The organism is Muricoccus nepalensis, from assembly GCF_006438825.1.
GTDB lineage: Bacteria > Pseudomonadota > Alphaproteobacteria > Acetobacterales > Acetobacteraceae > Roseomonas > Roseomonas nepalensis.
Genome location: NZ_RCZP01000009.1, coordinates 63,480 through 76,442 on the forward strand (window position 1 = coordinate 63,480; position 12,963 = coordinate 76,442).

9 protein-coding genes are annotated in these 12,963 nt (G+C 72.7%); 3 read left to right on the forward strand and 6 right to left on the reverse strand.

What is annotated here, in order from left to right; all coding sequences use genetic code 11:
• Nucleotides 1–82 precede the first annotated feature (82 nt).
• Nucleotides 83–2,527: a PAS domain-containing protein gene (locus EAH89_RS11805; RefSeq protein ID WP_140883204.1), complete on the forward strand. Its 2,445-nt coding sequence runs from the start codon at nt 83–85 to the stop codon at nt 2,525–2,527.
• Between the two features lie 31 nt (nt 2,528–2,558).
• Here the strand turns inward: EAH89_RS11805 and EAH89_RS11810 are convergent, their stop codons facing one another.
• Genes EAH89_RS11810 through EAH89_RS11820 form a run of 3 tightly spaced genes read right to left on the reverse strand, consistent with a single transcriptional unit; the run spans nt 2,559 to nt 7,117 of the window.
• A complete protein-coding gene (locus EAH89_RS11810; protein WP_161993555.1) occupies nt 2,559–4,022 on the reverse strand; it encodes an HlyD family type I secretion periplasmic adaptor subunit in 1,464 nt (487 codons plus the stop codon).
• A complete protein-coding gene (locus EAH89_RS11815) occupies nt 4,019–6,184 on the reverse strand; it encodes a peptidase domain-containing ABC transporter (RefSeq protein WP_206667522.1) in 2,166 nt (721 codons plus the stop codon). Before EAH89_RS11815 ends, EAH89_RS11810 begins: the two co-directional genes overlap by 4 nt.
• A 42-nt stretch (nt 6,185–6,226) precedes the next feature.
• Nucleotides 6,227–7,117, reverse strand: a complete 891-nt coding sequence (locus EAH89_RS11820) for an FkbM family methyltransferase (protein ID WP_241666984.1) — start codon at nt 7,115–7,117, stop codon at nt 6,227–6,229.
• Nucleotides 7,118–7,267: 150 nt separating this feature from the next.
• Between EAH89_RS11820 and EAH89_RS11825 the strand changes: the two genes are divergently transcribed.
• Nucleotides 7,268–8,668, forward strand: a complete 1,401-nt coding sequence (locus tag EAH89_RS11825; protein ID WP_140883210.1) for an efflux transporter outer membrane subunit — start codon at nt 7,268–7,270, stop codon at nt 8,666–8,668.
• Between the two features lie 12 nt (nt 8,669–8,680).
• On the opposite strand, the gene cynS is transcribed toward EAH89_RS11825, so the two are convergent.
• Nucleotides 8,681–9,127, reverse strand: a complete 447-nt coding sequence (cynS, locus tag EAH89_RS11830; protein ID WP_140883212.1) for a cyanase — start codon at nt 9,125–9,127, stop codon at nt 8,681–8,683.
• Between the two features lie 254 nt (nt 9,128–9,381).
• Between cynS and EAH89_RS11835 the strand changes: the two genes are divergently transcribed.
• The gene (locus EAH89_RS11835) at nt 9,382–9,714 is read left to right on the forward strand and encodes an NIPSNAP family protein (protein ID WP_140883214.1); all 333 of its coding nucleotides are present in this window, start codon (nt 9,382–9,384) and stop codon (nt 9,712–9,714) included.
• 80 nt (nt 9,715–9,794) lie between these two features.
• Here EAH89_RS11835 and EAH89_RS11840 read toward each other — a convergent pair whose 3' ends face one another.
• Together EAH89_RS11840 and EAH89_RS11845 are read right to left on the reverse strand one after the other, a co-directional pair.
• Nucleotides 9,795–11,357, reverse strand: a complete 1,563-nt coding sequence (locus EAH89_RS11840; protein ID WP_140883216.1) for an SDR family oxidoreductase — start codon at nt 11,355–11,357, stop codon at nt 9,795–9,797.
• Between the two features lie 166 nt (nt 11,358–11,523).
• Nucleotides 11,524–12,519 (reverse strand): isopenicillin N synthase family dioxygenase, encoded by a 996-nt coding sequence (locus EAH89_RS11845; protein WP_140883218.1) that lies wholly within the window; start codon nt 12,517–12,519, stop codon nt 11,524–11,526.
• Nucleotides 12,520–12,963: the final 444 nt, after the last annotated feature.

Genomic DNA, 12,963 nt, shown 5'->3' on the forward strand with positions numbered 1-12,963 from the left:
GCACGGCCCGCCCGGGGTAAAAGAACCCAGGAGTTACAAGACCGGCATCCCATCGTAAGTAACGCCCATGCCAGGGCGTGCCGTGAACGAGACCTCGGCCATCCAGGCCCTTCCTCCTCCCGCGGCGGCCCGCCGGGGGCGTTCTTGGCCGCGGGCCGGCCTGCTCCTGAGCCTCGGCGCCGCCGTCCTGGCGCCGCCGCTGCTGGCGGCCCTCTCGGCCTGGGGCGCCTGGGACGCGACCTCGCGCGGGGCGGAGGCGGAGGTGGCGCGGACCGCCGACGCCGCGGCCGAGTACGCCAGGCGCCTGCTCGAGGGCCAGTTCCTCCGGCTGCAGCGGGCGAACGACGTGCTGGCCGGCCTGTCCGACGCCGAGATCCGGGCGCAGGAGGCCGACTGGCACGTCGCGCTGGACCGGGTCGTCAGCGGCAGCGCGACCCCGGAGGGGGACGTCTTCTACATCACCGTCTACGACCGCGACGCGCGCGCGCTGGTGGCGAGCAACATCCTGCCGGTGGCGGCCGGGCGCTCCATGATGGAGCGCGAGTTCAACCGCGCGCTGCGGCCGAACGACGCGCCCCCCTTCCACATCAGCCCTGTCTATGTCGGGCGGGAGACGGGGCGCCCCTACTTCGCCCTCAGCGCGCGGCGCGAGCGCACGGGCAACGGCCTGCCGCCCGGCACCTACGACGGCGTGGTCAACGCCTCCTTCTACCACGAGCAGGTGAACCGCTCCCTGCAGGCCCTCGCCGCCTCGCCGGAGAACGTGGTCTCGCTCGTGCGCACGGACGGCGCGCTGCTCGCGCGCTCCTCCGGCCTCGGCAACCGGCCCGAGGCGGAGGCGCGCATCGGGCCGGGCGCCATGCTGGAGACGATGCGGCGGGGCGAGGAGCGCTCCGTCTCGCGCGAGGTCTCGAGCATCGACGGGGTGGAGCGCGTGGTCGCCTACCGCCGCGTCGGCGGGCCCTGGCCGGTCTATGTCTCGGCCGCGCGGGCGCGCTCGCTCGTCTCGGCGGCCTGGCGGCAGGAGGTGCTGCCGCAGGCCATCCTCGCGCTCGCCTCCTCGGCGCTGCTGCTCGCCCTGGCCCGGGCCGTGCTCGGGCGGCAGCGGGAGCTGGAGGGGTCGAACGAGGCGCTGGAGAGCCGCGTCGCCGACCGCACCCGCGCCCTGGCCGAGAGCTCGCGCCTGATGCAGCTCGCCCAGCAGGCCGCGCGGGTCGCCTCCTGGTCCTGGGAGCCCGGGACGGGGCGGGCGAGCTGGTCACCGGAGATGTACGACCTGCTCGGCCTGGACGCCGAGCGCGAGGCCGGGCTTGCGAGCGCCGAGACCTTCTTCGCGGCGCTGCACCCGGACGACCGCCCCCGCCTGCACGACGCGATCGAGGGGGCGCTCCGGGACGGCACGATGACGCTCGAGATGCGGGTGTTCCGGCGCGGGCCGGAGGGGCAGGAGGAGCGCTGGCTCCTCTGCCGCGCCCGGCTCTACCCCGCGAGCGAGGAGGCCCCGGCGACGCTCGTCGGCATCCACGTCGACATCACCGACCGGCGCCGGATCGGGGAGCGCTTCGAGGCGGCCGTGGGCGCCATCGACGGCTTCGTCTACGAGCGGGAGCTGAACACCGGCCGGGCGACGCGCACGGCCGGCGTCCTGGCGCTGCTCGGGAAGGACCTCCCGGAGGCCGCCGCGGCCTGGCTCGACCGGATCCACCCCGAGGACCGCGCCATCTTCGACGCCCGGGTCACGGCCGCCATCGCCGACCCCGCGCAGGACCGCTACTCCGCCGAGTACCGGGTGCGGCGGGCCGACGGGAGCTGGGCCTGGGTCTGGGACCGCGGGCGGGTGTTCCGCGACCCCGCCACCGGGCGCGCGGTCCGGGCGCTCGGCGGGCTGCTGGACGTCACCGCGCGGCGCCTCGCGGAGGAGCGGCAGGCGCTGCTCATGCGGGAGGTCGACCACCGCGGGAAGAACGCCCTCGCGGTGGTGAAGGCGGCGCTGCGCCTGACACCCGGGAACGACCCCGTCTACCGCGTCGCGATCGAGGGCCGGGTGGACGCGCTGGCCCGGGCGCAATCCCTCCTCGCGGAGACGAACTGGGCGGGCACGGGGCTGCGGGCCGTGCTGGAATCGACCCTCGCCCCCTTCCTCGACCCCGGCACCGCGCCGCGCGCGCTGCTCGAGGGGCCGGAGGTCGTCATCCCCGGGGCGGCCGTGCAGGCGCTCACCATGGCCCTGCACGAGCTGGCGACGAACGCGACCAAGTACGGCGCCCTCTCCGCCCGGACGGGGGTGCTGCGGGTCTCCTGGAGGCGGGAGGGCGGCGGGCTGCACCTCCGCTGGGCCGAGACCGGCGGCCCGGCGGTCGGCACCCCCGCGCGCAAGGGCTTCGGATCCCGCGTGGTGGACGGCACGCTGGGCCACCAGCTCGGCGGCACCGTGCGCTGGGACTGGGCGGCGGAGGGGCTGATCGTCGAAATCCGCCTTCCCTCCGTGCGCCCTGCCGCCGATGCGGCGCCGGCGCCGGCATCGTGACGCCCCGCCCGCGCGGCCGGGCGCGGCCTGCCTAGGGCTCGCGCAGGCTCTCCCGCATGCCGCGCGTGATGGGGTAGAGAAGGTAGGAGATCACGCTCCGCGTCCCGACCTTGATCTCCGCGGCGAGCGTCATGCCGGGGATCAGGCGCGTTCCCTCCGGCATGGACTGCAGGGTGGTGGTGCCGAGCTCCACCACGCCGCGGTGATAGGCCGTCGAGCCGGCGTTGCCGCCGCTCGCGGGCATGGAATCCGCCACGATCGCGCGAAGCCGCCCGGTCAGCAGCCCGTGGCGCTGGTAGGGGAAGGCGTCGACCTTCACCTGCACCTCGTCGCCCGGCTTGGCGTAGCCGACGTCGCCGGAGCCGATCGCGATCTCCGCGACCATGGCGGCGCCGCTCGAGATCATGGTGACGAGCGGCTCCGCCGCGTTCAGGACCGAACCGACCGAGCGCTTGGCCACCTCCAGCACGACGCCGTCCTCCGGCGCGACGAGCTCCACCAGCCGGTTGACCATGTTCGCCTTCGTGAGGCTCTCGTCGATGGCGAGCGCCTCCGCCCTCGTCCGGACGAGCGTCTCCGTCAGCTCGCGCCGCCAGGAATCGATGAAGGCCTGCCGCTCCGCCTGCAGGCTGAGGATGGCCTGCTGCGCGCTGTTGATCTGCGCGATCGCGGCCTGCAGCTCCCGCTCGTTGCGCACCCGGGCGGCCTGGGCCTCGACATAGCTCAGCCGCGATCCGCTCTGGGCGCGGAACAGGGTGTTGCGCATCGCCTCCACCTCCCGCGCCAGGGCGACCTGCTGGGTCAGGAGCTCCCGGTTCTGCTGGGCGGTCGCCACCTCCACCTCGTGGCTGCGGAGCCGCTGGTCGATGTCGGCCAGGCGCGAGGTGAACTGCGCCTGGCGCTGGCGGTAGAGCGCCCGCTGGAGCATCAGCTCGGGCGGGCCCGCCTCGGGGTCGAAGGCGGTCCCGTCCAGCTCCGCCTCCAGCCGTGCCTGCTGCGCGCGGACGGCGCTCTGCTGGGCCAGCAGCACGGCGCGGTCCGCCTGCGCGAAGGTCGGATCCAGCGACGCCAGCACGTCGCCCCGGCGCACCACGTCGCCGGGCTTCACCCGGATCTGGCGGATGACCGAGAGCTGCATCGGCTGCAGCACGATGGTGGGCGAATCCATCGACAGCCGGCCGGTGCCCGCGACGATGATGTCGACGTGCAGCACGCTGGCCAGGGCGATGAGCGCCAGGAACAGCGCTACCGCGAAGCGGTGCGTGTTGCACAGCAGGGACGGGGTCGCCTGGCCGAGGAAATCCTCGAGGTCCGGCTGCGGCGGCGCGAAGCCCTCCTTCAGCCACTGCTTCTCCGTCGCCGCTTCGGTGGACCAGCGGCGCGGCCGGCGCGGCGTGACGGCAACGAGCAGCCGCGAGGCCAGCGAGGGACCTTGGGGGGCCGCGGGCCGGTCGGGCGCGGGCGGCGTCGGGGCGTGGTCGATCGTCGTGCTCACGCGAAGTGTTTCGTCTGCTGCCGCCACAGGTTCTGGTAGGCGGCGCAGCGCTGCAGGAGGACGCGATGCGGCGCGAAGTCCAGCACGCGGCCGTGCTCCAGGACGAGGATCGCGTCGGCGCCGGCGAGCGAGGTCAGCCGGTGGGAGACGATGATCAGCGTCCGGCCGCGGGCGATCTCCGCCAGGTTGTCCTGGATGACCGCCTCGCTCTCGGGATCAAGCGCGCTGGTGGCCTCGTCGAAGATGAGGAGGTTGGGGCGCGTCAGCAGGGCGCGGGCGATGGCGAGGCGCTGGCGCTGGCCGCCCGAGAAGTTCGCCCCGTTCTCTTCGATGAGGGTGTCGTAGGAGTGCGGCAGCCGGTTGATGAACTCGTCGGCCCCCGCGATCCGCGCGGCTTCCATGATCTCCTCGAGCGTGGCGTCCGGCCGCACGACGGAGAGGTTCTCCCGGAGCGTCCCGCGGAAGAGGAAGTTCTCCTGCAGCACCACGCCGATGCTGCGCCGGAGATGGACGAGGTCGATGTGGCGGATGTCAACGCCGTCGAGGCGGATCACGCCGCCCTGCGCGGTCTGGATGCCCTGGATCAGCCGGGTGACGGTGGTCTTGCCCGAGCCGGAACGGCCGACGACCCCGATCACCTGGCCCGGCGCCACGGCGAAGGAGACGCGGTCGAGCGCCGGCGGGGCACCGGGGCGGTAGGCGAAGGTGACCTCCTCGAAGCTCATCCGGCCGGTGATCGCGGGCTGCAGGCCCTGCTGCCCCGGCTCCCGCTCGGCGGGGTGGGACATCACGGTGCCCAGCATCCGCACGGCCAGCATCGTTTCCTGGTACTCGTTCAGGAGGCCGACGATCTGCACCAGGGGCCCGGTGACGCGCCCCGACACCATGTTGAAGGCGACCAGCGCGCCGATGCTGAGGGCGTTGTCGAACACCTCCATGGCGCCGAGCGAGAGGACGCTGATCTGCATCAGCTTCTCCAGCCCCTGCATCATCACCCCCGCGAAGGCCGAGAGCCGGCCGACCTTCGCCCGGCGCTCCATGCCGGTCGTGATCTTCTCGTTCCACATCGTCTGCCGCGCGGGCTCGAGCGCGAGGGACTTCACCGTGCGCATGCCGTGGATCGTCTCGACTAGGTGCCCCTGCCGGGCGCCCTCCGCCTGGTACAGGCTCTCGAGGTTGCGCCGGAAGGTGGGCACCATGACGCCGATGAGCAGCGCCATGACGACGGAGAAGCCGAGCACGAGCGCGGTGAGCTTGACACTGTAGAGGAACATCACCGTCAGCATCAGCGGCAGCGAGATCGCGTCCAGAAGCGTCTGCAACAGCCGGCCGGTGAGGAACTGGCGGATCGTGTCCGTCTGCTGCAGGTTCCGCGCCAGCACGCCGGCGGTGTTGGCTTCGAAGAAATGGAGCGGCAAGGTCAGCAGGTGCTGGAAGGTGCGCGAGGCGAGCTTCGCGTCGATCTTGCTCGTCACGACGGTCATCAGGTACTGGCGCACGTAGTTGAACAGCCCGTCGAAGACGGTCAGCGTGCAGAACAGGACGATCAGCGCGAGCAGCGTCTGGTAGCTCTGGTGGGCGATCACCTTGTCGATCAGGATCTGGAACATCAGCGGCGTCGCGAAGGCGATCAGCGCCGACATGATGGCGGCAAGGACCACGTCCCGGAGAAGGCTGCGGTAGCGCCAGATGTCCGGCACGAACCAGCGCAGGCCGAAGGAGGCCTCGGACCGCGCCGGGCGGTCGGCCTTGCAGACCACCAGCACGCCGCTCCAGTCCCGCAGGAACTCCTCCCGCTGGACGGTCTGCACGCCCTGGCGCTCGACAAGCGGGTTGAGCACGTAGAGGGCCGGCCCGGCCTCCGTGTCGGTCGCCTTCACCACGATGACCCAGCGCCCGTCCTTCATCATGCCCATGACGGGGAAGGTGTGGCTGAGGGCCGTCAGGTGGCGCCACTTGCTGCGCCGCAGGACGCGGCCGCGCAGCCCCACCTTGCGCAGCATGCGGAGGATCGAGCCGAGCACGTCCGCCTCCGCCACCACGGCGAAATGCGCGGGCTGGAGCTGCACGCCGTGGTACATGGCGACCATGAACAGGCAGCGCAGCGCCGTGTGGAACGGCGACATGATCGTCGCCGCCACGGGAAGACCGTCATTCGGCAATTTCGGCCTCCGTGCCGGGGGACGAGGGGGCGCGGGCGGAGCTTAGGCGGCCAGCGCCTCCGGCACGGGCGCCGCGCCCAGCGCCCGCAGGCTGCCGAGGTAGCCGGGCGCGCGCGCGCCGCCGGTGCGGCGGTCGTGCTCGGTCAGCAGGTGCAGCACGAGGTCGAGCGAGCCGTAGCAGTCGTGCAGGATGGTCGCCGCGGCCAGGAGCTGGCGGTCGGAGAAGAGCTCGGGCCGGGTGAAGTCGCGCACGAAGATCGCGTCCGCCCAGACGAGCTGGCTCATGCCCTCGTAGATGTTGTTGTTGACGAGCATGGGCGCGATGACGCGGCTGACGGTCGGGAAGAAGCGGTGCAGCACGAAGCCGCGCGCCCGCAGGTGCTGCTCCACGTCGGCGTAGAGGGGCTGGTCGGCGTAGAGGGGCAGGAACTCCACCTCGGTCTGGATCACCAGCAGGTCGCGCAGGAGGGATTCGGCGTGGCGCATGGCCATGAGCTCGCCGCCCTGGATGTCGATCTTCAGCATGTCCGCGCCCCGCGCCTCCGGGATGTCGTCGAGGCGCATGGTGGCGACGGGGATCTCCTCGACCACCCGCCCCCAGTCGGGGAAGCCGTGGAAGAGGCCCAGCACGGCCGGATTCGGGCGGAGGAGCGAGGTCATGCCCGGGGCGGCGCAGACATGCAGCGTGTGCTGGCCGCCATCGCCGATCGCGTGCGGCAGGTAGGTCTCCCGCGGGCCCTTCATCGCCTGCAGCCGGTCGAGCGCCGCCGGATTTGGCTCGAAGCCGAGCACCGTCGCGTTGCCGGAGGCCAGGAGCGGCGCGTAGGGGGGCGTTCCGTCGATCGGGTTGGCGCCGACATCCACGATGTGCAGGGGCACCGAGGTCCCGGTGAGGGCGCCGAAGCTGGAACGGGCCGGGTTTTCTGGCAGCACGGGGTCGACTCCTTTTGAGTGCGCCGCGAAGGCTACCGCCGGATGCTTCAGAGAAGGTGAAGATCGGGCGGGCGGCGCCGGCCCGCCGCGGTTAACCGATCCTTCGGCCCGGCCTGGCAATCTGGCGCCGTGTTCGAGGGCGACAAAAACATGTCTCGCCGGCTCCTCGCGATCGCGGCGGCGCTGCTGCTGGCCGGCTGCAACGTCGGCCCGGCCTACCAGCGGCCGCCAGACGACGTGCCCGCCGCCTTCGCCGGGCGGGCCGGCACCGTCCCCGTCCTGCCGACCACGCCCTGGTGGCTCACGCTGAACGACCCGGTCCTCAACGGCCTGGTCGAGCGGGCGCAGCGCGCGAATCCGGATCTCGGCCGGGCGCAGGCGGTGATCGCGGAGGCGCGCGCCGCCCTTGCCCAGGCGCAGGGCGGCGGGAGCCCGCAGCTCAACGCGGGGGCCTCGGCCAGCTACGGCCGCTCCTTCACCTCGCCCAACTACTACAGCCGCACCGCGGGCTTCAGCACCGCCGGCTTCGACGCCTCCTGGGAGATCGACCTCTGGGGCCGCACCCGCCGCACCGTGGAGGCCGCCGCCGCCAACGCGGAGCTCGCCGAGGCGGAGGCGGACGACGCCCGGCTCACCCTGCTCGGCGACGTCGCGCGCACCTATGTCGAGCTGCGCGGCACCCAGGCGGCCATCGAGACGAACAACCTCACGATCGAGAACCAGCGCCGCTCGAACGAGCTGGCGGTCCGCCGTATGGCCGGCGGCGACGGCAGCCGGCTCGAGATCCTCCAGGGCAGCACGCTCCTTCAGCAGCAGGAGGCGCAGCGGCCGGTGCTGCGGGCGCGCGCGCAGATCCTTATCAACGCCCTCTCCACCCTCGGCGGCGAGGCGCCGGACGCGCTGACCCCGCTGCTCTCCCCGCCCGGGCCGATCCCGCAGGGCCCGCTGCCTGACCCGAGCGTGCCGGCCGACCTCCTCCGCCGCCGGCCCGACGTGCGGGCCGCGGAGCGCCAACTCGCCGCCGGCGTCGCCCTCATCGGCGCCGCGATGGCCGAGCGCTACCCCAGCCTCAGCCTCTCCGGCACGCTCTCGGTCAGCGGCAGCTCGGCGGCGAACGTCATGGCCATGCCGGTCTTCGCCTTCTCGCCGAGCCTGCGCGTGCCGGTGCTGGACGGCGGCCAGCGCGAGGCCGCGGTCGACATCCGCCGCGCCCAGGCGGAGCAGGCCCGCCATGCCTACCGCACCGTGGTGCTGAAGGCGCTGCGCGAGGTGGAGGACGCGATGGCGCAGGTGGGGAGCCTGACGCAGTACCGCGACCAGTTGAAGCAGACGGTCGTGACGGCGCAGAGGGTGGTCGACACCGCCCGCTCCCTCTACAGCGCGGGCGCCACCGACTTCCTGCAGGTGCTCGACGCGCAGCGCGCCCTGACCCAGACGCGGGACGCGCTCGCCCAGGCCGAGGCGGCGCGGACCATCCAGGTAGTCGCCCTCTTCAAGGCACTCGGCGGCGGCTGGCAGGCCGGCCCGGGCACCGCCCTCGCCGCCCGCTGACGCCGCCCTGCCTCAGTACCGCTTGTAGGGCAGGAACTTGCCGGACATGGTGATCCGCACCCGGTCGCCCTTCTGGTCGGGCTGGCGCTCCAGCGCCATGTCGTAGTCGATCGCGGACATGATCCCGTCGCCGAACTCCTCGTGGATCATCTCCTTCCAGGTCGTGCCGTAGACGAGGACCAGCTCGTAGAAGCGGTAGATCAGCGGGTCCGTCGGCGGCAGCGGCTGGGCGCCGCGATAGGGGATCTCGCACAGCGTCGCCTGCTCCTCCTCGTCCAGGCCGAAGAGGTCCGCGATGCCCTGGGCGTGGTGCGGCTCGGCGCTCATCTGGCCCATGCAGAGGGCGCAGGTCCAGGTCGGGCTCATGCCGATCCGCGCCGCCACCTCCGTCCATTTCATCCCCTGCTTCCTCTTGATGCGAAGGATCTTCCGGCCGAGCTCGGTCTTGGCGTCGTTCATCGTCACTCTCCGTAATGGACGTGGCGGGCCGCGCTTTCCTCCAACCGGGCCGGCCGGGCGCAGGGGCGGTCACCGCGCGGGGATGGCTTCCGGCAGGGCTGGGGCGGGATCAGCAACCGCCATGCCAGGGCGGGCCTGCCGGCCGCGTCCGTCCCGGTGCCCGGGCGCGGGCCCGGCACCCTGGACGCGCGGCCCCTGGTCGGGGAACGTGCGCGGGCCTGCTTCGGGCCTCTGCCCCACCCAAGGAGAACGCGATGATCGTGGACCTGCGGATCTACACCTGCCAGCCCAACCGCATGGCCGAGTTCGTGAAGCTGTACGAGACCATGGCCTGGGAGATTCAGAAGAAGTACCTCGGCCGCTGCCTCGGCTGGTACACGACGGTGGAGGGACCGCTGAACCGCGTGGTCCATCTCTGGGCCTATGACAGCCAGGCGGACCGCGAGCAGCGCCGCGCCGCCATGGCCGCCGATCCCGGCTTCCAGGCCTATCTCGCCAAGGCCGGCGAGCTCGGCGTGCTGCAGGAGATGCAGAACCGGATCGTCGCGCCCACGGCCTTCTTCAAGGCCTATTCCGAGTCGAAGTAGAACGAGGGCCGGGGACGTCGCGTCCCCGGCCCCCTGGCCCTCAAGGCTTTACGGAGCCGGGCGTGGCGGCCCGGCGGCGATCAGCCCCGCAGCGCGTTGGCGAGGCGGTCGAGCAGGCTCTCGCCCCGCCGGGCCGCGAGGCGCCGCTGCCGCTCCGCCTCGTGGCGCGCCCGCCCGAACAGGCTCCAGCCCGTGTCGCGCGCGTCCTCGTAGACGTCCTCGCCCCGGTCGCGGGCCCGGCCGAAGAGGCTCCAGCCGGTGTCCCGCGCGTCCTCCGCCGCGTCGCGGCCGCGCTTGAAGAGGCCCCGGCCCCGGTCGCGCGCGTCGTCGTAGAGGTCCTCGCCCCCGCCGCGCGCCGACTTGTAGAGCGCGCGCCCGCGGCTCCGCGCCTCGTCGTAGAGGTCCGCGCCGCGCTCGCGCACGTCGTCATAGGCGGAGGAAGCGTAGCGGCTGGCGCGGTCGGCGAAGCGGCTCCCCTCCTTGCGCGCCGTCCGGAGATAGGGCCGCGCCTCCTTGCCGGCGTAGCCGATGGCGCGGCCGGCGATCCGCTGCGCCTCGTTGCCGAGGCTGCCGATGCCGCGGCGGGCGCGGTCCGCGAAGCGCTGGGGCAGGGGCTTGGACCGGCGCAGCGTGTACATGCCGAAGGCGGCACCCGCGAGGAGGGCGGCGGCGCCCACCATGATCCCGGCCGGGCCGAGCGGGTTCATCTGCGCCTCCAGCAGGAAGGAGGTGCGCCGCGGGGGCGGGCCGGAGAGGGAGGAGGTCTCCGCCAGGTCCTCGCGCGCGTCGTAGAGGTTGTCCCGGCGCTCGGAGCGGCCGGGCTGGCTGCTCGATTGGGAGGGCTTCGCGATCTTGCTCATCACCAGGTCCGTCAACTTGGGCGCGAGGCGCCCTATCAGCGAAACGGCGAGCCCGCCGGCGCCGACCACCAGGTCGCGCGAGGGGTTCTCGCAGGCGTAGAGGATGGCGCGCGCCACCACGCGCGGGTGGTAGCTCGGCGGCGGGTTGCGCGTGCCCGTCGTGCCCATCAGGTTGCGGGCGTGCTCCATGTAGGGCGTGTCGATCGGGCCCGGCTTGATGAGCGTGACGCTGATTGGATAACCCTCGGCCAGGAATTCTGTCCGGAAGGCCTCGGTCACGCCCTTGATGGCGAACTTCGAGGCCGAGTAGGGCCCCTGCAGCGCCATGGAACGGTCGGACAGCACGCTGCCCGTGTTGACGATGGCGCCACCCTTGCCCTTGAGGTGCCGCGCGGCGACGAGGGTGCCGTGGACGATGCCCCAGTAGTTCACGTCGAACAGGCGGCGCTGGTCCTCCAGCGGCACGTCCTCGAGCGAGCCAAAGATGGCGACGCCGGCGTTGTTGCACCAGGAATCGAAGCCGCCGAAGGCGCTGATCGCGGCGGCGCTCACCGCCTCCACCTGGGCCATGTCGGCGACGTCGGCCACGACGGGCTCGGCGCGGCCCCCCTTGGCGCGGATCTCGGCGGCCAGGGCGTTCAGCGCGTCCTCGTTCCGGGCCACGACGACCACCGCCGCCCCCTGGCTCGCGGCCATCCGGGCGGTGGAGAGGCCGATGCCGGAGGTGGCGCCGGTGATGACGATCACCTGCTCCGATAGGGGCTTCAGCTTGGGTGCGGGCATGGAAAGGTCCTCGGCATTGCGGGGTCTCAACGACGGAGACCCCCCATGGTTTTTCGAGATCCTTCCCACCCCGCCCCTCGCGGCAGCCGCCGCCCGCGGCACGGCGCCCCGCCGCTGGGGCGCGGAAAAGGGGCGCCCGGACGCGGGCGGCCCCCGTCGGGCCGCGCTACCGCGCGAAGTTGGCGGCGATGCGCTGCTGCAGGTAGTCGTGCGCGGTGATCGGCTCGAACCGGCCGCTCGCGCTGCGGATCACCGCGTCCTTGTTCGCCTGGCAGAAGAAGGGCAGGGAGTAGCGCGGGCCGAGATACTCGTCCGCCCGCGGCATCCGCACCCGGTGGAGGGTGGACTGCAGCCGGTCGTCGCTCCAGCGCATCAGCATGTCGCCGATGTTGCAGGTGATGACGCCGGGCAGGGGCGGCACGTCGGTCCAGGCCAGCTCGCCCGAGACTTCCTTCCCGGGACAGAGTTGCAGCCCGCCCTGGCCCGTGCGCTGGTGCAGCAGCGTCAGGCAGTCGTAGTCCGTGTGCGCGCCGGCCCGCCAGCCCTGGAAGTCCTCGGGCCGGGCCCCCTCCATAGCCATGTAGTGGATGAGGCGCAGCGTGCACTGGTACTCCGGCGAGGTCGGGTCGTGCGCCTCGGTGAAGAAGTCCGGCGCGAAGCCGAGCTTGAGGGCGAAGCAGGACAGCACCTTCATGCCCAGTGCCCAGTTGGCGCGCTCGAAGGCCAGCATGGTCGCCTTGAAGCCCGGCAGCTCGTCGCCCGAGGGCCAGAGGCCCCGCATGCGGGGCACGGTGATCTGGAAGGATTCCTTGTTGTCCGGCGTGCCCGTGGAGGGCCGGACCTGCTCCTTGTACTCCCAGCCCGTGTTCGTGCCCTTGAGCATGGGCAGCTTCGCCTTGCTCTCCATCGGCAGGTCGAAGAAGCGCGCGCAGAGGTCGAAGGCCTCGTCGATCTGCGCCTGGGTGATGCCGTGGTTCACGAGCTGGAAGAAGCCGGTGTCGATCGAGGCCTCCCAGAGCTGGTCGGCGATCTCCGCCCGGCGGGCGTGGAAGTCGCTCATGTCGATTCGGGGGACCGCGCGCTCCTTCGTGGTGCCGAGGCCCCCGAAGGTGGTCTCCCGGTTCAGCTCCTCCAGGCCGTAGCCGCGCTCGGTGCTGCTCATCGCGTTACTCTCCTCGATCGGGGGAGGCCGGGGCCGGCCTCCGGGGGAAGGAGCAATGTCCGGCGCAAAGGGGGCGCTCGACGGCTTCTACTCCGGGTCGCCGCCCGCCGGCGGGGATCGCCGGCGGCACGGAAGGGGGGCGCCCCGCCCGAGCGCGAACGCGGGGCCGGGGGTGCGGCGCCAAGCCTGGCAAGAAGGGGGCCGCGCGACGGCGTGGCCGCGAGGGCGGGCCGGGTGGCGCGGAATGGGGGTGGCGAGTCATGCGGGGCCTCGGCTGGATCGTGCCGGAGCAATGCCCGGGGCGCTCTGCCCTGACCGCTTCTACTCGCGCCCCAAGGTTAGGCCGGGCGCGCGGCGCCCCGCAAGCGCCCTCTCAACCCCTGGCCCTTGCCAGGGCAGCGCGGCTTGTCCATCCACGCGCCGGGCGACGCGCCGCCCGCCGGA